Here is a 22,799-nt window from a genome sequence, read left to right on the forward strand (position 1 = left end):
TTTGTGGCGAGGAAGCTTGCTCCCGCCGGGGCGCGAAGCGGCCCTAAAAGCTTTACGACTGCTTCGCAGCCGAGCGGGAGCAAGCTCCCTCGCCACAAAGGCCCGCACCTGAGAAGTGTGATCTCAGCGGTGGGCGGTCTTGCTGACCGCGGCGCTGTTGTCGTGGATCAGCTGCGTGATCATGGCGTCGGCTTCGGCCAGTTGACGGTCATAAATGCCAGTGCTGAACGAAGCTTTTTGCGGGGGCTGTTGCGCCAGCACCGGGCCGCTCTGGTCGTGCAAGTCCACATCCACCACAGTCGACAGGCCGACCCGCAAGGGGTGTTTGGCCAGTTCTTCGGCGTTGACGTGAATCCGTACCGGCACCCGTTGCACGATCTTGATCCAGTTACCCGTGGCATTCTGCGCGGGCAGCAAGGCAAACGCGCTACCGGTACCGGCGCCGAGGCTGTCGATGGTGCCGCTGTATTTCACGTCACTGCCGTAGAGGTCGGTTTCGATTTCCACGGGCTGACCGATGCGCATGTCACGCAGCTGGGTTTCCTTGAAATTGGCGTCGATCCACAACTGATTCAGGGGGATAACCGCCATCAGCGCTTCACCCGGCTGCACCCGCTGGCCCAGCTGCACGGTGCGTTTGGCCACGTAACCGGTCACCGGCGCGATCAACGTGCTGCGGGCATTGTTCAGGTAAGCCTGACGCAACTGTGCGGCAGCGGCCATCACGTCCGGGTGCGAGGACACCACGGTGTCATCGACCAGAGCACTGGTGGTCTTGAGCTTCTGCTGCGCGTTGGCCAAGGCGTTTTGCGCAGAGGTCAGGTCGTCACGAGCGTGGGACAGTTCTTCCTGGGAAATCGCCCCGCCGACGGCGAGGTTTTTCCGGCGGTTGAAGTTGTCCTGGGCTTTCTGCACTTCGGCTTGCTGGGCGTTGACCTGCGCTTTCATGCCGTCGACGTCGCTGTACAAGCCGCGCACCTGACGCACCGTGCGCGCCAGATTGGCCTGGGCACTTTGCAACCCGACTTCGGCGTCGTTGGGGTCGAAATTCACCAGCACCTGACCTTCCTGGACCAGATCGCCGTCATCGGCACCGATGCTCACGACGGTGCCGGTGACCAGCGGAGTGATTTCCACCACGTTGCCATTCACATAGGCATCATCGGTGCTTTCACTCCAGCGCCCGAAGAATTCGTGGTAAGCCCAGACGCCCGCACCGCCGAGCACGACGACCATGGCAAGCACCAGCAACAGGAACTTGCGCTTGCCCGCGTTGGGATTGGCCGGGGTGGTTTGCGGGGATTGAGTTGTATCGGCAGTGGCCATGACAAGTACCTTGAATTAGTGAGTCAGCGTGGCTGGAGCAGTGTTGGCCGAGGCAATGGCCTCAGGCTGAAACCCGCCACCCAGCGCCTGTATCAGTTGGATCGACAGATCGATCTGCTCGGCATTCAGGTTGGCCAGCTGCCGCTGGGCCTGGAGCAGTTGCTGCTCGATGCTGAGCACGTCCAGGTAGTTACCGATGCCGGAACCGTAACGCTGGACCACGGTGTTGTAGGAATCCTGGGCGATGTCGGTGGCGTGTTGCTGGGCGGCAATCTGCCGGCCGACATCGCGCAACTGGTTGATGCTGTCACTGACATCCCCCAGCGCTTTCACCAGGTTTTTGTTGTACTGCGCCACCGCCAGGTCGTAGTCGGCGTCGCGGGAGTCGAGGTCGGCACGCAACCGGCCACCGTCGAAAATCGGTACGGAAATGGTCGGCGCCACATTGAAGAAACGGCTGGCCGAACCGAACATTGCATCGCCCAACAACGATTCGGCACCGGCCGCAGCGCTGAGGTTCAGGTTCGGATAGAACTGCGTCTTGCCGGCGTCGATGTTTTTGCTCGCCGCCTCGACCCGCCAGCGCGCGGCCACCAGGTCAGGGCGGCGACCCAGCAACTCGGCCGGCAGCACCGACGGCAACGCCACGGCACCCGGCTTGAGAATGTTCGGCCGGGCGATTTCATTGCCGCGGTCAGGACCTTTGCCCAGCAACACCGCCAAGGCGATCTTGGCGGATTGCAGGCGTTTTTCGGCGTCGATCAGATTGGCTTCGGAGGTCGCTTCCAGGCTTTCGGTCTGCTGGAACTGATACTGGCTGTCGATCCCGGAGCTCAGGCGGCGCTGGCTCAGGTCGAGCATTTGCCGAGTGCGCTTGAGGTCTTCGGCGGACAGGTCGTAGACGATGTGTGCCTGCCCCAGATCGCTATAGGCACGCGCAACATCGGCGGACAAGGTCAGTTGCGCCGCCTGCTGGTCGATTTCAGCGGCGCGAGCCTGGCCCAGCGCGGCTTCCCAGGCGTCGCGCTGACCACCCCAGAGATCGAAGTTGTAATTGAAACTGGCAGCGATGTTACGCACGGTGGAATAGTTGCCACCCTGCCCCAGCGGGTCCTGATCCCGCGCCAGGCGCGAACGGCTGACACCGGCGCTGGCATCGAGGGTCGGCATGCGTGCGGCATCGGCGGCGTAGGCGGCGGCGCTGGCCTGATGGGTGCGGGCGTCGGCGATCTGCATGTCGGGGCTGTCGCGCAGTGCTTCGCGGATCAGGCCATCGAGTTGCGGATCACCCAGGCTCTTCCACCAATCGCTTTTCGGCCAGGCTGCGGGCGATAGCGTCACGCCGCTGAGGGATTGCCCGGCCTTGAGGTTTTTTGCCTCGAGGCTGACGCCTTCGGTGTGCAGCCCGCTGTAGCTGGCGCAACCGGCCAGGCTCATGGCAAACAGCACCAGACTCAGGCCGGTGCGCAGGGTTTTACTGTTCATTGTTACCACCCAAGCGCAGCACGGTGATTGAGTCACCGGCTGCCAGCAGAATTTTCTTCAGGATCAGTTCCAGGGTTTTCAGTTCTTCCGGGCTGATGGCGCCCGCCAGTTCGTTCATGGCCTCGGCACCGATGTTCGGCAGACGATTCGCCAAGGCCTGGCCTTGTTCCGTCAGCACCAACTGCACTTGCCGGCGATCCGCCTCGGAGCGTTGGCGCGTGAGGAAGCCTTTCTGTTCCAGACGATCGAGCATGCGAGTCATCGAGCCGCTGTCCAGCGACAGGTGCCGACACAACTCACCCGGTGAATCGACACCGTACTGGGCCATGATGATCAGCACCTTGAACTGCGCGGCGGTGATGCCGTGAGGTTCCATGTGCGTGTCAATGATCCGGTCCTTGAGCAATGCGGCACGCCCCAGCAGGAGACCGAGATGGCAGTTGTGAAAGTCGTCTGGCGCGAAATGTTTCATCTGAACACCGATTAGCTGCCTAGGCAGTGAATGTATGTCGAGATGTTACTGCCTAGACAGTGAATGTCAACGTAATAGTTAGGTTGCTTTGTAAATTATTGACAAGTGGTGGAGAGTTTTGGCTGTTTCGACCAGTCAATTCGAGGTGCCCAAACCCAATGCCGGCCAGCCCTGCTGGCGATGATCGTCAACAACAAGGAGCCCTGTCTGGATGATTGCGGTGTCTGGACGTTTTTCGCGAGCAGGCTCGCTCCTACAATGGGATGGGGGGCATCTGATAGAAAGTGGTTGGCTGGCAGGCCGTCATCGCTGGCAAGCCAGCTCCCACAGGGACAGAGGGCATCTGATAGAAAGTGGTTGGCTGGCAGGCCGTCATCGCTGGCAAGCCAGCTCCCACAGGGACAGAGGACATCTGGCAGAAATTGGTTGGCTGGCAGGCCGCCATCGCTGCGATGCGGCGACCCGACAAGCCAGCTCCCACAGGAGAGCAAAAGCAAAAGCAAAACGCCATACAACCACCGTTGCTTCTCACCACTCAACAGGCCGAGCGTTAGCTCGCCTGCCGCTTTTGATCTTGATCCACCCGCCCCCTCGGCAGGCTGAGTGGAGGCGTTTATCCGGGGGTGGGCGCGTAGCGCCGTGCGGCGCAGCCGCACACATCGAGAGGAGGTCGTCGCGAAGCAGACCGGAGGCGATGCCCCCGGATGAATGCCGGAACGAAGGTACCCCGAGCCCTAGCGAGGGGCCGTACGTAAGGGGCGAGCCTTTTGGTTCCTTTTTGGCGTTTGAAAAAGGGACTCGCCGTAAGGGCGAAACCGCCAGCAGCCGTTACCGAAGAAACGGATATGTACTCAACCAACCAAGAACCAGGTCGGCTACTAGGCCGCCTAGTCTAAAAATCCCGCTTATAAAAGATATCCAGCGAACTCGCCACCCCACCCGCCGCTTCCAGATAAACCTTCTTGCTCAGCTTGTAACGCAAGGCAATGGTATTAGCCGGCTCAAACACCCCAACCCCATAGCGCAAACTGAGCTTCTCCGAAAGATTCCCGCTGGCCACAACGCTGGTGGCGTTACCGCTGCCCTGAGTATCGAGCTGGAAATCCTCGATACCCAGATTCTTCGCCAGACTGCCAGTGACGCCCGAACTGCCCATCAGACCCAGACCAAGCGCCGCCTGGGCAAGCATGTTGTTGTCTTCACCGTTGGTACTCAGCGGACGCCCCAGCACCAGATAGGAAAGCGCCTGCTCCTGGCTCATGGCCGGCTCGGAAAAAATCTGAGTGGTCGGCTGTTCAGCGCTGCCGCTCAAGCGAATGCCAGCGATCACGTCGTCAGTCTGGCGAATCGCTTCGACATCCAGATACGGCTGGTCGATCGGACCGGCAAACAACAGCCGCGCCCGACGCACCGACAGGCGCTGGCCGTAGGCGCGGTAGCGGCCGTCGTTGAGCCATAGCTCGCCACGGGTGTCCATGTTGTCGCCGATGTGCACGTGCCCCTGAACATTCGCGGTCAGGCCGAACCCGGAAAAACTGAGTTTTTCTTCACCGACCACCACATCGATGTCCATTTTCATCGCCAGCGGCGGTTTGCCCTCTTCCGTCTGTTGACCGACGATCACCGTGTCATCGGAAACCTTGACCGTCGACGGCGGCAATTCGCGAATGGTGATGTCGCCCTTGGGCACCTGCACTTTACCGGCGATGGCCAGTTCGTCCCCCTTCATCGAGATGGTCAGATCCGGCGCCACTTCGACCTTGGCGTAAGGTTCGATGCTGACCGGCAATCGCGAACCCTTGAGCGCCAGATCCACTTCCAGCGCCTGCCCCCAGGCGATGTTGCCGTTCAGACTGCCCTGCCCGGTCTTGCCACTTTTCCAGCCGCCGTCGAGCTGAACGGTTTCACCGGCGATCACCGCCTGCAACCGCAAGGCTTGAATTTCCAGCGGCAACTCGGGGCCGGACACCTCGCCGTCGCTGAGCAACAAGCTGCCATTGACCAGCGGTGTCAGCAGCCCCCCGGAAATCGTGCCGCTGCCATTGAGGCGCCCGGTCAGTTTCTCGACCATCGGCACGAAGGGACGCGCCACCGACAAGTCCAGGCCACTCAAGCGGAACGAACCGGTCAGCGGCTTGTTCTTCGGCAACGGATTGATCTGAGCCTGCACCATCAATTCACCGAGCTTGCCGCCGACGAAATTGAGGTCGGTGTCGATGCGTTTGGGTGTGAGTTTGCTGGTGAGCTTGAGGGTCTGGTAAGGGAAGTCCAGCCATTGGTCTTTCTCGCGCACACGCAGGTTGCCGCCACTGGCATCGATGCTGATCTCGCCATTCGGGCCGCTGGCGGGCAGGTCCAGTTGCACGTCAGCGTTAAGCCGCCCTTGCCAGGCAAAGTCTTTGGGCAGCCATTGCGCGAGACTTTCGATTGGAAACTGCTTGAGGTGATAACGCAGCTTCGGTTCAGGCATCAGACGCTGGTCTTCGCCGCACAGGCTGGCCGGGCCGGACGCCCAGCAATGAGCGCCGAAGTTGATTTTGCCGTCCGCCAGGCGCTCCAGTTTCGCCGGACCTTGCAGCTTCCAGTCCTGACCACCGGCCTGGATATCGCCACTGGCCAGGCGTCCGCGCCAGTTGCCTTTGTCCAGCGCACCGTCGAGGCCGAGGGCCAGCTTCAGTTTCGGCCCCTGCAAGTCGAGGCTCAGTTTCTGGTTCCTGATATCGCCCTGACCGCTGGCAACCAGGGTGCCCAGCGACGTATCGCCCGCCTGGATGCCGCTGCCCTTGAGGTCGATTTTCGCCCGCTGGGCGCTGTCTAGGGTTGCATCGAGATTCAGGCTTTGCAGGCGGTTGTCCTCGAAAGCCAGTTGCGAGCCCTGTAATCCGAGCTTGCCCTGCGGCGCCTTGAGCGTGCCGGCGACATCGACCCGGCCATTGAGCTGCCCGCGCAATTGCGGCCACAACTGGGCCAGGCGCAGCAGCTTGATATCGATCTGGCCACTGAGCTTCTGTTGCAGACTGCCTTTGCCATTGATGCTGTTGTCGCCGAGGCGAATCTGCAGGGCGTTGAGGTTCCATTGCTCGCCGGCGCCGTCAGCCTTGGCTTGCAGCACCGCCGGTTGGCCGCGCAATTTGCCTTTCAGATCGAGGTCAGCGCTGAGGCTGAGCTTTTCATCTTTCATCTCGCCTTTGCTGCGCAGCGGCCCGGCCAATGTTCCCGGCAACTCCGCGACCCAGTACGCCGGGTTGATCGCCGACAGGTCCAGCGCAGTGTCCCAAGCGATGCCATCGGCAAATTGCAGGTTCAGGTGCCCTTCGGCCTTGCCCTGCCCGGCGGTGAGTTGCAGTTGCTGCAGATAGATTTTCGTCAGGTCGCCCGCGAACGGACTGGTCAGGCTGAACGCACCGGCCGGTCCGTCGAGCGCCGCCTTGAAGTGGCCGAGATACTTGCCATCGGTATAGGAGACTTCACCGTTGAAGCTGCGCAGGGTGACTTGCGGCTCGTCGATCAGCGGGTAGAGGCGGTGCCAGGGGAAATCCAGCCAGTCGATTTTGGCCTCGGCACTCAGGCCTTTGCTCCAGTCCAGTTGCCCTGTGAGCTTTAGGCTTTGCTTGTCGCTGGCCGTCAGGTCCAGTGCAGCGATCTGCGCGCCGTTGGCGTCGACCTTGCCCTGCAGCGCCAGCGCGACCGGGCCCTGTTCGGCGGGCAGCGTCGCGTGGCCAATCAACGCATAGCCGTTTTTCAGGTCACCCGCGCCGGTGAGTTCCAGTTGGTTGAGTTGCAAGGTGTCCGGCAGATCGGCACTCGGTTTGAAGCCATCGGCGGTGATGCGTACCTTGGCCGGCAGGTTTTCCACCAGAGGTTGCAGCTCGCCGGACAGCTGCCCGTTGAGATAGCCGCTGCTGTCGGCTTTCAGGTTCAGGGTTTTCAGCAGGTCGCCATCAATCTTCAACGCCAATGTCCAGGGCGCCGGGGTCGACAGGGTCAACTGGCCTTCGGCGTTGAGCGGCCAGTTTCCACCGGGCTGCAGATGCCCCGAGAGGTTCAGGCTCAGATCGTCACGCTGCACTTTCACCGAGTCGATCTGCATGCCCTTTTCGGTCCAGTGCGCCGCGAGCTGCAACCCCTTGAGTTGCTCACTGCCGTTGAACAGCAGGCTGCCGACTTGGATATCTCCCAGTTCGAGCGCCACCGGCAGTTTCAGATCCGGAAGGCTGATCGGCCCGCTGCCCTGCTCTTGCTCACCCGGCGGGAACTGCAGGCTCACCTGATCAGCCTGCAGTTGATCGATGCACAAGGTCATGCGGGTCAGGCACAGCGGCGACCAGGCGAAGATGACTTTACTCAGTTCAACCCGGCTGGTGTCTTGCTGCCATGACACACGATCGGCGCTCCACTGTCCGCCCAGGCGCCCGTGGAAATTATCCAGGGTCAACCCCGGCACAAAATCGAGCGCCCAGCGGCTGCCCGTCGCCGTACCCAGCACTGTGCCCAGGGTCAAAACCAGCAACATGAGCAGCGCCAGAACGGCCAGCAGCGTGACTTTCAAGCCACGCTTCACAAACACACGCTTCACAGCTCAGGCCCCATGGAGAAGTGCAATCGGATACCGCCATCGTCGTCCAGCGCATGGGCCAGGTCGAGGCGAATCGGCCCCACCGGAGACACCCAGCGCACGCCGATACCGACCCCGGTCTTGAGGTTTGGCAGTTCGAGTGTATTGAAGGAGTTACCCTGATCGACGAAGGTTGCGACCCGCCATTTTTCAGCGACGGAATATTGGTACTCGGCGCTGGCGGCGAGCATGTAACGGCCGCCGATGCGGTCGCCTTCATTGTTTTCCGGGGACAGGCTCTGGTAGTCGTAACCCCGCACACTCTGGTCGCCACCGGCGAAAAAGCGCAGCGACGGCGGTATCGACTTATAGCCATTGGTGGCGCTGCCACCGACTTGCACCCGACCGAGCAAGCGGTGCTTGTCGAAGACGGTGGTCAGGCCTTTGACCAGTGCGGTGCCGTACAGCAAGTTGTTGTCCGAGCCCAGGCCTTCCTTGGCCACTTTGCTTTCGAATTGCAGGCGATAGCCGTTGTGCGGGTCGATGCGGTTGTCGCTTTTGAGGTACGAATAGCTGACGCCCGGCATCAACAGGGTACTGAGGCCGGAGTCGTCACCGAGCCGGTATTCCTCGCGCTGCCACTTGAGCGAAACCACTCGTTGCCAACCACTGGGCAGCTTGCTGTGCCATTCCGGGCCGACGGTCAGCAACTTGCTGAGGCTGTCCTTGTCGGCGATTTCTTCGCTCTGGTAACCACCGGCGAAACGCAGTTTGTCGGTCAGCGGCGGGTCCAGCGGAATGTCGTAGAACAAGCCGACGTTTTGCCGAGGCGCCGAAACTTCTGCTTCCCAACCGTAGCTGTGGCCTTGTGGGTTGACCCAGTGCCGGGTCCAGTTGGCCTTCACTCGCGGACCAACGTCCGTGGAATAACCCAGGCCCAGGCCCATGGTGCGTGGCTTGCGGGTTTCCAGTTTGACGTCCACTGGAATCACTTCATTCCTGGACGCTGTCGGCGCCGCATCGACCCGCACGCCCTCGAAATAGCCGCTCGATTGCAGTGCCTGGTTAAGCTCGGCGATCAGTTCGGAATCGTAGGGCGTTCCGGCCTTGAACGGCACCATGCGTTGCAGCAGATCTTCATCGAACGGCGTGTCGCCTTCAAACTTGACCTTGCCCAGCGAGTAGCGCGGGCCGCTGTCATAGATCAATTCGATATCGGCCACGCCGGCACGCGGGTCGACCGACAGTTTCGAACGGGTGAAATGGCCGCTGAAAAAGCCGTACCGCGAAGCCTGATTCTGGATCAGTCGCTTGGCGTTGTCGTACTGACCATGATTGAGCACGGCGCCGGTTTGCAGCGCATGGTTTTGCGGAACGCGAAAGGATTTCAGCGAGGCCGCCGGGCCGTCTATGCGGATGGTCACATTACGCAAATGCACCGGCTCGCCGGGGTCGATGTTGAGTATCAGGCGCGGTTTGTCGCCGCCCTTCACGTCGCTGTCGATCTGCGGCTGGTAATAACCCAAAGCCTGGGCGGCCTTGCGCGCCTGCTCCTCGGCGCCGCGACTGAAGCGCAACAAGGCTTCTTCGTCACGATCGCCGAGGCTGCCGATATAGCCCTCTATATTGGCTTTGAGTTCATCGTTGGACGGTTTGATCCGCACATCCAATTCACTTTGCGCCAGCGCCGCGCAGCTGGTGATCAGCATCAGCACGCCACTGGTAATTCTTCCTGGAAACTTCATAGGCGCGGATGCTATCACGAGCTTGGGAGCGTGATAGAGCCTGGAGGTCGCGCAAAGTTCGACCTTACGCGGTTGCGCTCTGCACCACCTGTGGGTTGGCGTGAAAAAACACATGTTCGCGAATCGGCCCAACGGCCACCTCGCCAATTTCCTCATAACCCTGACGCTTGTAGAACTCCAGATAACGCGGGTTGCCGGTGTCGAGGATCACACCCTGGGAGTTTTCATCCACCGCGCACCAGTTGTGCACTGCTTGCAGCAATTGCTCACCGAAGTGTTTGCCCTGGAATTGCGGGTGAATCCCCAGCAACGGCAAGACGTGAACCGAATCGGACGGTGAACACGCTGCCACGGCATCGTGATATTCGAGGTAGCGCCGGGTGCAACGGAATCCGGTGCTGAGCACCATGCGCAAGCGCCAGGCCCAACTCTCGGTGATGCCCAGCCGTCGCTGGGGCGGTGCGATCAGGGCGATACCGATCAAGCGGTCATTGACCAGCAGGCCGATGGCCGGCAAATCCTGCAGAAAGTGTTGCTTGACCAGTTCGCGTACGGTCGCACGAACCCGCTGTTCATAACCGGGGCGCTCGGCCTCGAACAGGTAGCCAAAGGTCGGCTCGTGCCGGTAAGCCTGATACAACAGGGATCGCGCTTCGCGGGAATAGCCGCTGTCGAGCATGTGGATATCGGCGATGGCGGTGGCGGTTTCGGGCATGACGGTTGTTCTCCCCGGCACAGCTCGGATGGCTGCGCTCTTATTGGTACGAGCCTTTGGGCGACGACACAGTTCCCCCACAGGTATAGACCAGACTCGTTCATTGTGGGAACTGTACCGGCCCCATCGCGGGCGAGCCCGCTCCCACAGTGGGTTTTGTCGCCCACAAAATTTGCGTCAGCCACGAAACCTGTGGGAGCGGGCTTGCCCGCGATGGGGCCAGAACTGCCGACGAAGATCTGACAGAACACGGTAAATCCCCTTCCCTGCCACTGGCCCGATTCCTACAGGTCAGCTAGCATCGCCCTTTTGCCAGGACTGCCGACCATGAAGATTGTCTCCTTCAACATCAACGGGCTGCGCGCCCGTCCCCATCAGCTGGCGGCGCTGATCGAAAAGCATCAGCCGGATGTGATCGGGCTGCAGGAAACCAAGGTCCACGACGACCAGTTCCCGCTTGAAGAAGTCAAAGCCCTGGGCTATCACGTGTATTTCCACGGCCAAAAGGGTCATTACGGTGTCGCCCTGCTCTCGCGCCAGGCGCCGCTGGCCCTGCATAAAGGTTTCGCCACCGACGAAGAAGACGCGCAACGGCGTTTTATCTGGGGCACCTTCGCCGACACCAATGGCGTGCCGGTGACGATCATGAACGGCTATTTCCCGCAGGGAGAAAGCCGCGACCACCCGACCAAGTTTCCGGCCAAGCAACGTTTCTACAGCGATTTGCAGCTACTGCTGGAAAACCAGTTCAAGAATGAGCAGCCGCTGGTGGTCATGGGGGACGTGAACATTTCTCCGGAAGACTGCGACATCGGCATTGGCCCGGACAACATGAAGCGTTGGCTGAAAACCGGAAAATGCAGCTTTCTGCCAGAAGAACGCGAGTGGATGGCCCGCCTGAAAAACTGGGGCCTGACCGATAGCTTCCGTCACCTGAACCCGGATGTGGCGGATGTCTTCAGCTGGTTCGACTACCGCAGCCGCGGTTTTGAAGACGAACCCAAGCGTGGCCTGCGTATCGACGTGATCCTCGCGTCCCATGGCCTGTTGCCACGGGTCAAGGCCGCGGGCGTCGACTACGAACTGCGCGGCATGGAAAAACCTTCGGACCATGCGCCGATCTGGCTTGAGCTGAGCTGATCCCTGAAATCCAGGCAAAGCCCGCTCCCACACTGGAAAGCGTCATATTTCAGAAACCTTTCTGACTTAATCTCCCGGCACCTCCTTCGGCTATATAAGGTGCCGGCATGACGCTGCGCGTATTGTTCCTGTTGATGCTGTGCATCGGCTTGCCGCACACGGCCATGGCCGGCGCGTTGCCGGTCCCCGACCATGGCCCGGTGTTGCGCATCCAGGGTTCCAACACCATTGGTGCGGCATTGGGGCCGGCGCTGGTCGAAGGGCTGCTGCGCGAACAGGGCTTGCTCAAGATTCACCGCGAAACGCCGGACAATGCCAATGAATTGCGCATCGTCGGTGAAACCATTCAAGGGCACCGGGTCGAAGTCGAACTGGCGGCCCATGGTTCCAGCACCGGTTTTGCTGCACTGAAAAACGGCAGCGCCAACCTTGCGGCCTCTTCGCGACCGATCAAGGACAGTGAATGGCTGAGCCTCGAATCTTTCGGCGACCTGAAAAGTCCCGGCGCCGAGCAAGTCATCGCCATCGATGGCCTGGCGATTATCCTTCATCCGCAAAACCCGTTGAATCAACTGGACACCGGGCAACTGGCGCGGATTTTCAGTGGCGAAGTGAAAACCTGGGAAGAACTCGGCGGCAGCGGCGGGACGATTCATCTATATGCCCGCGATGATCAGTCGGGCACCTACGACACCTTCAAGGAATTGCTCCTGAGCAGTCGTGGGAAAAAACTCAGCAGTACGGCGAAACGCTTTGAATCCAGTGAACAGCTGTCCGATGCGGTCAGTGCGGACCCACAAGGTATCGGTTTCATTGGCCTGCCCTCCGTGCGATCAGCCAAAGCGGTGGCGATTGTCGATGGTCAATCCCAGGCCATGCTGCCGCTCAATAACCTGATCGCCACGGAAGACTATCCGTTGTCGCGCCGCTTGTTCTTTTACTTGCCACCCACTGGAGAAAATCCTTGGGCGCAAGCGCTGGTGACGTTCGCTCAAAGCAGCAAAGGCCAGGCGATTGTCGCTGCCAACGGTTTTATCGCCCAGACCGTCCAAGCCATGGCCGTCTCGCCGAATGCCTTGATGCCCGAGGGTTATCAGGCACTCAGCCGCCACGCCCAACGGCTGTCGGTGAATTTCCGCTTCGACGAAGGCAGCGCCAATCTCGACAGCAAGGCCAGGCAGGACTTGTCCCGGGTACTCGACTATATAGAGCAGCACGACAAAACTGATCGCCAGGTAACACTCGTAGGGTTTGGCGATGCCAAGGACGATCCGGCGCGTGCCGACCTGTTGTCGAAACTGCGCGCCATGGCGGTACGCCGGGAGCTGGTGAAGAGTGGCGTGGTACTGCGCGAGGTTCGCGGCTTTGGCGCCGAGATGCCGGTAGCAGCCAACAATGCGGATGAAGGGCGGATCAAGAATCGGCGGGTTGAGGTTTGGGTGTATTGAATCCGATGGTGATGTGCTGAATGGGCTGACGCCATCGCCAGCAGGCTGGCTCCCACAGGGATCACACTGAACCTGTGGGAGCCAGCCTGCTGGCGATTGAGGGCGCCGCGGTCTTACTGCCCGCTACGCAGCATCTCTTTCGGCACGTACTTGCCGATTTCGAACTTGCCGATTGCTGCACGGTGCACTTCGTCCGGGCCGTCGGCCAGGCGCAGGGTGCGTTGCATGGCGTACATGTAAGCCAACGGGAAATCGTTGGAAACCCCTGCCCCGCCATGCATCTGGATCGCCCGGTCGATGACCCGCAAAGCCACGTTCGGCGCCACGACCTTGATCTGCGCGATCTCGCTTTTCGCCACTTTGTTGCCGACGGTGTCCATCATGTACGCCGCTTTCAAGGTCAGCAGACGCGCCATGTCGATTTCCATCCGCGAGTCGGCGATCTTGTCGATATTGCCGCCCAGACGGGCCAGCGGCTTGCCGAACGCGGTGCGGTTCACCGAACGTTTGCACATCAGTTCCAGCGCACGTTCAGCCATGCCGATCGAACGCATGCAGTGGTGAATTCGGCCCGGGCCAAGGCGACCTTGAGCGATTTCGAAGCCGCGTCCTTCGCCCAACAAGACGTTTTCGTACGGCACCCGCACGTTTTCGAAATGCACCTCGGCGTGACCGTGAGGCGCATCGTCGTAACCGAACACCGGCAGCGGGCGCACGATCTTCACACCGGGGGTATCGATCGGCACCAGAATCATCGAGTGCTGGGCATGACGCGGCGCATCGGGGTTGCTCAGGCCCATGAAGATCAGGATCTTGCAGCGCGGATCGCAGGCACCCGACGTCCACCATTTCTTGCCATTGATCACCCATTGGTCACCATCGCGCACGGCACGGGCTGCCATGTTGGTGGCATCGGAGGACGCGACGTCCGGTTCGGTCATGGCGAACGCCGAGCGGATCTCGCCTCGCAACAACGGTTCAAGCCAATGCTGCTTTTGCTCTTCGCTGGCATAACGCACCAGCACTTCCATGTTGCCGGTGTCCGGCGCCGAACAGTTGAATGGCTCCGGCCCCAGCAGCGAGCGGCCCATGATCTCCGCCAATGGCGCGTATTCGAGGTTGGTCAGGCCGGCACCGAGCTCGGACTCAGGCAGAAACAGATTCCACAGGCCTTCAGCCTTGGCCTTGAGTTTGAGTTCTTCCATGATCGCCGTCGGCTGCCAGCGATCGCCTTCGGCGACCTGACGCTCGAACACGGCTTCGGCGGGATAGACGTAGGTGTCCATGAACGCTGTTACGCGCTCACGCAGTTCCTGAACCTTGGGCGAATAAGCGAAATCCATGAGCGAGATACCTTCTTGGGGGAGGTTGTTTTAAGTCATGTATCGATGCTAGAACAGCGTCGATAATTTACCTAGCCTATTCTCGGCGTGTATAAACATTCATCACCGATATATGATCGGCTGATCTTCACGGTCAGTCCGCCAACACAATAAGAGAGCCGCGTAATGAATCTGAGCAAGGTCGACCTCAACCTTTTCATCGTCTTCGACGCGATCTACACCGAAGCCAACCTGACCCGTGCCGGGCAGATCGTCGGCATTACCCAACCGGCGGTGTCGAACGCACTGGCGCGGTTGCGCGAGACCTTCAATGACCCGCTGTTCGTGCGCACCGCCCAGGGCATGGTGCCCACGCCGATGGCGCAGAACATCATCGGGCCGGTGCGCAACGCCCTGTCGCTGCTGCGCATCTCCGTACAGGAAAGTCGCATCTTCAACCCGCAGCAGGCGAACAAGACCTACCGCATCAGCATGACCGACCTCACCGAAGCGGTGATCCTGCCACCGCTGTTCCAGCGCCTGCGTCGCCTGGCACCAACGGTGATCATCGAAAGCTTCCTGTCCAAACGCCGGGAAACCACCAAGGAACTGGCGGCCGGTCGTCTTGATTTCGCGGTGGACGCCCCACTGAACACCGACCCCCAGGTACGCCACGTCAAGTTGATGGAAGATCACTACGTCTGCGCCATGCGCAAGGGCCACCCACTGGCTGGCAAGGAAAAACTGACGCTCGATGAGTATCTGGGCCTGACCCATATCCATATCTCCAGCCGTCGCAGCGGCCTGGGCTATGTCGACCTGGCCCTCGGCAAAATGGGCATCCAGCGAAAAATCGCCCTGCGCTCGCAACATTACCTGATGGCATCACAGGTGATGCAGCAGACCGACATGGTCATGACGGTGCCGGAACGCTTCGCCCGACGTAACGATCTGCAGGCCTTCAACTTGCCGGTCAACGGTGTACCGCCAGTGGAAACCCACCTCTATTGGCACGAAAGCACCGACCAGGACCCGGCCAACCGCTGGATGCGCGAGCAGATGATCGAGTTGTGCCAGCAGGTGACGGCGCAGGAGAAAAAGCTTGAAAAAGTGTAGGGCTTGATACCTAGGTGCCTCATCGCGAGCAGGCTCGCTCCTACATTTGATTTTCATTGGACACAATTCTCGTGCTCAACACAGATCACCCTGTAGGAGCGAGCCTGCTCGCGATGGGGCCAGCAAGGACAGTGAAAAAACCTGCCCCTTGACGTAAACGTCAACCTGCCATTAGCTTAGCGCCATGACCTTTTGCGAGCGCCTCCATGAGCAGCCAGACCTACAGCATTTCCGATCTCGCCCGTGAGCTCGATATCACCACCCGCGCCATTCGCTTTTATGAAGAGCAAGGCCTGCTCAGTCCCGAGCGCCGTGGCCAGGAACGCATTTATTCGCCCCGTGACAAGGTCAGCCTGAAACTGATCCTGCGGGGCAAGCGTATCGGTTTCTCGCTGGCCGAATGCCGCGAACTGATCGAGCTCTACGACCCGTCCAGCGGTAACACCAAGCAATTGCACAGCATGCTGGCGAAAATCAGCGAGCGTCGGGAACAGCTGGAGCAGCAGTTACTGGACATCGAACAGATGAAGCTGGAGCTTGATACCGCCGAAGAACGCTGCGTGCAGGCGTTGGAGCAAACCCTCAAAAGCCAGGAATCGATTCAATAACCCGCCACAATTCCCTGTGGGAGCGGGCTTGCCCGCGATAAGGGCATGACATTAAACATTGATGCTGACTGATCCTCCGTCATCGCGGGCAAGCCCGCTCCCACAGGATCGTTGTAGCCTCAAAACAAATACAACAGGTCGAATCCCCATGTCCCTTCCCTCCAACGTACGCCTGGTCGAAGTCGGCCCCCGCGACGGTCTGCAAAACGAAGCCCAACCCATCAGCGTCGCCGACAAGGTGCAACTGGTCGACGCCCTCACGGCTGCAGGCCTGGGCTATATAGAAGTCGGCAGTTTCGTTTCACCCAAGTGGGTGCCACAGATGGCCGGTTCCGCTGAGGTTTTCGCCCGGATCCAGCGCAAGCCGGGCGTTACCTACGGCGCCCTCGCGCCCAACCTGCGCGGTTTTGAAGACGCCATGGCCAGCGGAGTGAAGGAAGTCGCGGTGTTCGCGGCAGCCTCCGAAGCGTTTTCCCAACGCAACATCAATTGCTCGATCAGCGAAAGCCTGGAGCGTTTCGTGCCGATCATGGAGGCGGCCAGGCAACACGGCGTGACCGTGCGCGGATACGTGTCCTGCGTGCTGGGCTGCCCCTATGAAGGCCACGTGGCGCCGGAGCAGGTCGCTTTGGTAGCCCGCGAGCTCTACGCCATGGGCTGCTATGAAGTATCGCTGGGCGACACCATCGGCACCGGCACCGCTGGCGCGACTCGCCGAATGTTCGAAGTGGTGTCGGCCGATGTGCCAAGGGACAGACTGGCCGGGCATTTCCACGACACTTACGGCCAGGCCATGGCCAACATATACGCCAGCCTGCTGGAAGGCATCTCGGTGTTCGACAGCTCCATCGCCGGTCTCGGTGGCTGCCCGTATGCCAAGGGCGCCAGCGGTAACGTCGCTACCGAGGATGTGGTGTACCTGCTCAATGGCTTGGGTATCGAAACCGGAATTGACCTGGACGCGTTGATCCTGGCCGGCCAGCAGATTTGCTCTGTGCTTGGGCGCCCTACAGGTTCGCGAGTGGCCAAAGCTCGCAGCGCACAATGAGTGGGGGGAATGTGTCCGGGTGTTACCGCAACAGCTGAAGCGTGGGCACATTCGAGTAACACGGAAACAAAATGTAGGGATCAGCCTGAAGCGAAAAATCTTACATACAACTCAAACTATTGATTTTAAAGGGTTTTCAAAAGTTGGCACGGCTCCTGCTATCTCTATCGCACAACAAGAATAAAAAAATTGCGGCAACCCTAATAAAAACAAGACGTAACGACTCTGACATAACAAAAACAACACGGCAGAGACGCAGCTAACAGATTTTTTTGGAGAAGATGTGCTTTTCAGGGTGCTTTTCGGAGTAACCCGCAACCGGGCAGAGAAAAATAAAACTACCTTCAGGTAGCTCCCGAACTGGTTGGATCGCTTGGCGAGAAAGTAGATCAGCGCTCAAAAAAATACGTTTGCTCTTGATCCCGGATGGGGATCGCCAAAAACAGCGGTAAAGGGCAACGGTTGCCAAAAACAAAAACAGACCGCCCCTCAATAATAAAAAAAGAGCACGCGCAACGAAAATTAAAGGGGAGCTTCGGCTCCCCTTTGTGCTTTTCAGCACAATGCAACCTTGTCTGAAGCACCGGCAAAACACGCCCGGGCTCACTTCGAACAATCCATCACTTGAATCTTTATTGCCTAGTCGCGATTCCTGACCCCTTTGGCGCGCGTTAATGCGTCGCGTGTCAACTGGCGCAGCAGTTCGTCGCGTTGATAACCCAGCTTGTTGAGAAGTTCGCTGGAGCGCGTTTGCGAGATGGGCTCAGTGCTCAATATCTCGGCTTGGGTAACACCAAGATCACTCAGCTCCAGGGCCAGCGTCTCCAGACGGCTCTTGAGTTGCGCGTTGCTTTCAGGCGCCTGATGCTGTGCGTTTATCCAATCGTCATGAGCCGACAGCAAATCATCAAGCGATTCGTACTGTTGGTCATAACGTTCACTGTAAGCCTGTAATTGAGTGCTGTACTGTTCCTTCAAACAGTTTTCCCAGTAGGGTTCAAGCAACATCTTGTTGACCAGGCCGTCACCCTCCCCCATGACCAGCACCGTCTCTTGGGCAGCATCAATCTGGGCTTGGGTGACCAACGCCTGTCGGCGGTATGTCATGTGCTCGGATAACCAGGGCAAATCCAGAGCGTCTGCGAGCCGGGTGTGATAGGCGAGATAGATTTCCACCTCAAGCAAACCTCGTCTTTCAGGCACGCCATCGACCATCTGCCCTCTGAAGTGCTGCCCCAAACCGCCTTCTGCAACCGGCTTGATGCGGTGGGCAATATCGCCCTTGATGACTTCGTCGAGATGTTTACGACGCGCTGCGCCTTTGGCCAACACCGCCTGCTTGAGCTCCCGTTGCTCGGGCAGGAAGTATCGATTGTGCTCCGACGCCAGCACCTCGATCCCCATATCATTGAAGATTCCCGCGCCCCCATCCGCACACAGCCCTGGAAAGCTCGCGTTCTTGAACAATCGATCGCGTAACACATCATCATAGGAAACGGCTTCGAGCATGCGCCAGACGCGACGAGTAAGGTCGTGCCGATTGTCCTCATAAGCCTCTTGGTCTTCGATCGTCTCGAAATGCTCGGATTCCTCCAGCTGCTTGATCACCTCGAAAAAACCTTGGGAGCCATGCTCACGTTCAACGCTATCCCAGAGTTCCTGAAGTTCTGGCTGTTCGGCGACGTCGACCTCCTCCAGCCAGAAACTGCTGTCCCCCTTGGGCTCGTAAGTGCGTTCAGGGTCCAGCCCGACTGATTCCCTGTAGTCTGCAAAACGCGCCTGATCATCGAACTCGAGCTTTTTACGATCGAGCCTGGTGCGAGCAATGGTTTCTGCTTTGGCGGAGCCCGGTGCAACTTCGGGTATGTGTTTGATCGCGGTGTTGTTCAATTCCAATCGGAATGACTGATCACGGGGACTGGCAAAGAGACCGACCGGCCAGTCTTGTACACCGGTGCCACTGAGGTCGAGTTCTCGCAGATCCGGCATCTGGCTGATGTCCGGCACAGCCGTCAACTGCGGGTTGCCGTTGAGGCGCAACTCCCGTAAACGCCGCAATTCCCTGAGCTGAGCCACGTCTTGCGCAGACAGTGCAATTTGGTTTGAGGAAAGATCCAGATGTTGCAGGTTACGCAGTTTTCCGACGGCATCGGGCACCCGTTCGAGTTCATTGCCCGCCAAACCGAGCGCCTCGAGTTTGGGAAACAACTCCAGAAAAGCGTTGTGAGCCTGATTGAAATTGCGACCCGACAGATTCAGGCTGGTCACCTTACGGAAGTTAGCCGTCAACTGCGGAAACTCCAGCAACAGTAAATCCATCTCAACATTCGGCACCTGCAGCCTGACACCGAATCGCCGATCACCGGTTTCGTCCCTGAACACTCTGGACGGCGACTCCCAGGCCTTGAGCAGTTCGGCGCAAAACCGGCGACGCGTTTCAGGCCAGAAACCGCTGTCCCGGAATGATCTTTCCCACCCGTTCAATTGGCTTGCCAACTGCAGCTTCTCCTGTTCGAGCATTTCCAGGGTGATTGACGTATCGGTGCTCAAGGCCTGCACGACCGCGTTCAATTCCTCAGGGCTATGACCCGGATACAGCGCCCGCAGTCGTTGCTCCCTGACCCGGTCCTGATGCCATTTACTGATTTTGCTGTAGACCGGTCCCTTGAGTAAGCTGGCGTCCTCCAGGTCTGGCGTGATGCGCACAGGGGGTTCAGCCAGAGCGATTCGACGCTCAGTGGGCGGCAGCAACTTTTCCATCAGCCATTGTTTGAGCCGCGGCCCCTGGCCCGGACGCAAGCCCAACTGAGCCCTTTCTTGTGCCGGCAGCGCATATAAAATCGCCTCAAAAAAATCAGTGGCGTCCCGCAGCTTGCGACCTTGCGCATCACAGACTTCGTAAAGGCCGTTCTCGTCGCGCACCAAATGCTTGAGTGTGGAAGCCTTTTCAGCCCCCACGCTGTTGCGCAAAGGTCCATCCCAGGTGCCGGAGTGAATTTCGATTCGCAAATCAGCCAATGCATCGCTGTAGACGGCGAGCGCCCTGAGGTTCAGCTTTTCGGTTTCTGGCGTGAACAACGCATCCTGATAAAAGCCTTCGTAAGCACGGACGGCACGGGCTTCAAATTCGAGTTCGCGAGCGAGGTTCTTCAACCGCAACGGCATCCGGCCTTCGTTGGTCATCACCGCTTGCTCGGTCGCGTCGGCACGCGCCAGCACTTGCTCGACGACGCTGCGCGGAAGGTTCGGAAACTCACGTTGCACAAGCCGGGAATTCGTATTGCCAGGTCGCTCGCGAAAACGATAGATATTATTGAACACACTGCCTCGCCTCCCCTCAACGTGATCAGCCAGTTGATTGCGCAGTTGTTGCACCTGTTGGTCCCGGGAGAACTCCCCTCCCAGCAGCGCCCTCAGTTCGCCCTCTTGGAGAAAATTCACCACGCGTTCCGGCAACTTTCCATTCATGACATCGGCCAGGCTGATCCTGAGGGTATTGTCCGCATTGGCATCGGCTTTTCCGTATTTGTGCGAGGGTCCGTTCAGGTCGGATTGTTGAAAGACCTCCAACGCTCTGTCACTCGGCCATCCGTCAAAATCGGTCACCAACTGTGCAAACCAGTTAGACGAAGGATCCATGGGTTGCCCCGCGCGAATTCGATCTTTGGTCAGATCGATGTCTTCCAGCACCTTGTAGCGTTTGATGGTGTCTTCCAGCAGAGGCGGCGCGGGCTCATTCCGGGTGTAGATCCTGCGCAATTCTCCTTCATCGGTGCCGCTGATGGCACGAATGTCCGCTAGCTCGCTGTCGCTGAATGGCGCAACCGTTGGCCCGAGTCGCCGCATCAGGGTTTGCTCATCCCAGGACCTGGGCTTTTCGCCCTCGATGACCAGTGCACCGTTCGCGTTATGCCTGACGACCGGTTGATAAGCCTCGGCTCGATCAGGGTGCTGCAATCGGTAGTGTCCTGTCTGGGGCTCATCCTTGAGTTCAAAATGCTTGCCATCGAGGGGCAGGATTTTCTTGTTTTGGTGACGATGCATCCCCAATTCGTCCGGTGTGGAATTTTCCGGCAGCGCCAGGTTGCGCTGGGTATAGGGATCCAGATCTGGATACCACAACTTTTTACCTTTCGGCGACTCGACAACAATGGCCTGTTCGATGACAGGCGAAAGCTTGGGGAGGATCAACTTCCCGATCTCTGCTCCCGCGGCAAACATCCCCAGTTGAACGACACTTTCCACCACCCCGACCAAATGTTCGGCGGCCTCGGTGCCCAGTCCCAGCGCCAGGTCCATGACGCCTTCGATGATGTCGCTGGTCAGTTGATAGGCGGTATACGCCATCATCAACTCGCCTAGAAACGGCACAAACGGCGTTACCACCAGCAGCGCCACATTGAGCGCCTGGGAAGCTAACTTTTCCAGGTTGTCCCACCAGTCCCAGCGCGCCATCCGGTCAGCGTAGGCCGTGGATATCGCAATTTCGCGGGCGTCGTTGAGAACCCGGTTGATCGACATCCGATAGAGGTATGGCCAGACATTGCCATCAAAGCGATTTTCGGTGTCGGCCTCGAACGGGTGAAATTTATATTCCAGATTAGGTTGAGCGATGTCCTCTTCGCGCCAGGCAGGCTGCCCCTCACCCGGTTGCACTTCATGCCATTTAATCCCGCGCAGGCGATAATTGAGCAGTGCGAGAAAATGCCCTCGCTGCTTGTGCGGAACAAATTGAGTGAAGAAATGTTGATAACTTTCAGCCCGGGCAGGTTGCTGTATGGCGGAGGTCACGCTGAGCGCAGTGCCTTGCCGTCCAGGTGCAGGTTTGTCGCGAAACTGGCGAATCAACTCGCCGGTAAAGTCTGCTCCCGATGCATACATTTTCAGCGGATGTTCGGGATCATGGGGAACGTAGGCAATGACAGGATCAAGATGGTTTGAGGAACGCTCTGTGGCGCTAATGACGACAATCTGGCTCAGCACTACGCCGAGCATTTCCAAGTTGTAAGTGCTTATTCTCTTGCCAGCCCAATACACATTGCGCTGTTCGTTGATGATGCCCATGACCACCGCGTGGGCACTCTCATCAATGTCCCGTTTCATCAACGCGAGGTGCGCCGCAGTGCTCATTGCGGCTTTTTGACTTTTGATGATTTTCCGTTGAAGTATTCGCTCACCCAAGCCATCCAGAGGAAGTAACAAACTTCTGAGATATCGACTGTGCCTGGCGCCAATATCCAGATTTCGGCAAAGTTCCACAAACTGCGCAATCCCCATCGCCCCAAGCGTCGCGCCCTTTACATCAAAATGACCACGGGCGTCGGGAGAAGTGATGAACATCGAATCAGAATGAAAAACTTCGGAACTTGCGAAGTTATGCAGTGCCGCATCCAACAAGGAAACTGTACGAATCTTGAAGCCGTGGACGATGTGTCCTTTGCGCCAATAAAGACGTACAAACGTCTGTTCGACGTCTTCTTCAATACCGTATCTGGATTTCAACCTGGTTTGGAGTAATCGTTTACCGAATGCATAGACATTCTCTTGGCTGGTGACGATTTCATCGATAGCGTTTTGTGAATCCCAGCTTTCTTTCAGAGCGCTGGCCACTGCCTGATGCTGGTCCGTAGATGCAGACTTGTACCATTGCGGAATCTCCAATCGGGCGTGTTTCAGAGCGCCGATTCTGTGCAGAGGGCTGCGCACCAACCACTCCGGCAGACTGTTTTCTATAAAGTCTATATGAATGCTCTTGTCGCCAATTACTTCGGGCTTTTCTTGCCAATTGCCCACGTCAGCCAATGTTTGTGTCATCGTAT

13 protein-coding genes are annotated in these 22,799 nt (G+C 58.8%); 5 read left to right on the forward strand and 8 right to left on the reverse strand.

Annotated elements, in window-relative coordinates:
• Window positions 1-123 precede the first annotated feature (123 nt).
• The 6 genes from ASD60_RS14380 to ASD60_RS14410 all read right to left on the reverse strand — a co-directional run bounded on the left by ASD60_RS14380 (window position 124) and on the right by ASD60_RS14410 (window position 10,298).
• A complete protein-coding gene (locus tag ASD60_RS14380) occupies window positions 124-1,326 on the reverse strand; it encodes an HlyD family secretion protein (RefSeq protein WP_056854636.1) in 1,203 nt (400 codons plus the stop codon).
• 15 nt (window positions 1,327-1,341) lie between these two features.
• The gene (locus tag ASD60_RS14385; protein ID WP_056854637.1) at window positions 1,342-2,811 is read right to left on the reverse strand and encodes an efflux transporter outer membrane subunit; all 1,470 of its coding nucleotides are present in this window, start codon (window positions 2,809-2,811) and stop codon (window positions 1,342-1,344) included.
• On the reverse strand, window positions 2,801-3,283 hold the full coding sequence (locus ASD60_RS14390; protein ID WP_056854638.1) for a MarR family winged helix-turn-helix transcriptional regulator: 483 nt from the start codon (window positions 3,281-3,283) through the stop codon (window positions 2,801-2,803). Before ASD60_RS14390 ends, ASD60_RS14385 begins: the two co-directional genes overlap by 11 nt.
• Window positions 3,284-4,175: 892 nt before the next feature.
• Window positions 4,176-7,844 carry a translocation/assembly module TamB domain-containing protein gene (locus ASD60_RS14400; RefSeq protein WP_056854890.1) on the reverse strand — a complete coding sequence of 1,223 codons (3,669 nt, stop codon included), beginning with the start codon at window positions 7,842-7,844 and terminating at the stop codon, window positions 4,176-4,178.
• Window positions 7,845-7,855: 11 nt separating this feature from the next.
• Window positions 7,856-9,583 carry an autotransporter assembly complex protein TamA gene (locus ASD60_RS14405; protein ID WP_056854640.1) on the reverse strand — a complete coding sequence of 576 codons (1,728 nt, stop codon included), beginning with the start codon at window positions 9,581-9,583 and terminating at the stop codon, window positions 7,856-7,858.
• A gap of 64 nt (window positions 9,584-9,647) precedes the next feature.
• The gene (locus tag ASD60_RS14410) at window positions 9,648-10,298 is read right to left on the reverse strand and encodes a GNAT family N-acetyltransferase (protein WP_056854641.1); all 651 of its coding nucleotides are present in this window, start codon (window positions 10,296-10,298) and stop codon (window positions 9,648-9,650) included.
• A 327-nt stretch (window positions 10,299-10,625) separates the two neighbouring features.
• Here ASD60_RS14410 and xthA point away from each other — a divergent pair, with 327 nt between their 5' ends.
• Window positions 10,626-11,438 carry an exodeoxyribonuclease III gene (xthA, locus tag ASD60_RS14415; RefSeq protein ID WP_056854642.1) on the forward strand — a complete coding sequence of 271 codons (813 nt, stop codon included), beginning with the start codon at window positions 10,626-10,628 and terminating at the stop codon, window positions 11,436-11,438.
• A 107-nt stretch (window positions 11,439-11,545) separates the two neighbouring features.
• Window positions 11,546-12,886, forward strand: coding sequence for a substrate-binding domain-containing protein (locus tag ASD60_RS14420; protein WP_056854643.1), 1,341 nt, complete (start codon window positions 11,546-11,548; stop codon window positions 12,884-12,886).
• 113 nt (window positions 12,887-12,999) lie between these two features.
• Here ASD60_RS14420 and ASD60_RS14425 read toward each other — a convergent pair whose 3' ends face one another.
• Complete coding sequence (locus ASD60_RS14425) at window positions 13,000-14,229, reverse strand: acyl-CoA dehydrogenase (protein ID WP_056854644.1); 1,230 nt, start codon at window positions 14,227-14,229, stop codon at window positions 13,000-13,002.
• A 165-nt stretch (window positions 14,230-14,394) separates the two neighbouring features.
• On the opposite strand from ASD60_RS14425, the gene ASD60_RS14430 reads away from it, so the two are divergent.
• The 3 genes from ASD60_RS14430 to ASD60_RS14440 all read left to right on the forward strand — a co-directional run bounded on the left by ASD60_RS14430 (window position 14,395) and on the right by ASD60_RS14440 (window position 16,980).
• Entirely contained in the window at window positions 14,395-15,324 is a 930-nt protein-coding gene (locus ASD60_RS14430; protein WP_056854645.1) for a LysR family transcriptional regulator, read from the forward strand.
• A gap of 206 nt (window positions 15,325-15,530) precedes the next feature.
• The gene (locus tag ASD60_RS14435) at window positions 15,531-15,932 is read left to right on the forward strand and encodes a MerR family transcriptional regulator (protein WP_007980992.1); all 402 of its coding nucleotides are present in this window, start codon (window positions 15,531-15,533) and stop codon (window positions 15,930-15,932) included.
• Window positions 15,933-16,080: 148 nt separating this feature from the next.
• The gene (locus tag ASD60_RS14440) at window positions 16,081-16,980 is read left to right on the forward strand and encodes a hydroxymethylglutaryl-CoA lyase (RefSeq protein WP_056854646.1); all 900 of its coding nucleotides are present in this window, start codon (window positions 16,081-16,083) and stop codon (window positions 16,978-16,980) included.
• A 639-nt stretch (window positions 16,981-17,619) separates the two neighbouring features.
• Here ASD60_RS14440 and ASD60_RS14445 read toward each other — a convergent pair.
• Window positions 17,620-22,794: a dermonecrotic toxin domain-containing protein gene (locus ASD60_RS14445; RefSeq protein WP_056854647.1), complete on the reverse strand. Its 5,175-nt coding sequence runs from the start codon at window positions 22,792-22,794 to the stop codon at window positions 17,620-17,622.
• Window positions 22,795-22,799 lie beyond the last annotated feature (5 nt).

This window comes from Pseudomonas sp. Root562 (assembly GCF_001427125.1).
Taxonomy (GTDB): Bacteria; Pseudomonadota; Gammaproteobacteria; order Pseudomonadales; family Pseudomonadaceae; genus Aquipseudomonas.

Bases quoted from the DNA above. Each gene is read 5' to 3' on its own strand.
- ASD60_RS14380 (WP_056854636.1), bottom strand. From the start codon at position 1,326: ATGGCCACTGCCGATACAACTCAATCCCCGCAAACCACCCCGGCCAAT.
- ASD60_RS14385 (WP_056854637.1), bottom strand. From the start codon at position 2,811: ATGAACAGTAAAACCCTGCGCACCGGCCTGAGTCTGGTGCTGTTTGCC.
- ASD60_RS14390 (WP_056854638.1), bottom strand. From the start codon at position 3,283: ATGAAACATTTCGCGCCAGACGACTTTCACAACTGCCATCTCGGTCTC.
- ASD60_RS14405 (WP_056854640.1), bottom strand. From the start codon at position 9,583: ATGAAGTTTCCAGGAAGAATTACCAGTGGCGTGCTGATGCTGATCACC.
- ASD60_RS14410 (WP_056854641.1), bottom strand. From the start codon at position 10,298: ATGCCCGAAACCGCCACCGCCATCGCCGATATCCACATGCTCGACAGC.
- xthA (WP_056854642.1), top strand. From the start codon at position 10,626: ATGAAGATTGTCTCCTTCAACATCAACGGGCTGCGCGCCCGTCCCCAT.
- ASD60_RS14420 (WP_056854643.1), top strand. From the start codon at position 11,546: ATGACGCTGCGCGTATTGTTCCTGTTGATGCTGTGCATCGGCTTGCCG.
- ASD60_RS14425 (WP_056854644.1), bottom strand. From the start codon at position 14,229: ATGGATTTCGCTTATTCGCCCAAGGTTCAGGAACTGCGTGAGCGCGTA.
- ASD60_RS14430 (WP_056854645.1), top strand. From the start codon at position 14,395: ATGAATCTGAGCAAGGTCGACCTCAACCTTTTCATCGTCTTCGACGCG.
- ASD60_RS14435 (WP_007980992.1), top strand. From the start codon at position 15,531: ATGAGCAGCCAGACCTACAGCATTTCCGATCTCGCCCGTGAGCTCGAT.
- ASD60_RS14440 (WP_056854646.1), top strand. From the start codon at position 16,081: ATGTCCCTTCCCTCCAACGTACGCCTGGTCGAAGTCGGCCCCCGCGAC.
- ASD60_RS14445 (WP_056854647.1), bottom strand. From the start codon at position 22,794: ATGACACAAACATTGGCTGACGTGGGCAATTGGCAAGAAAAGCCCGAA.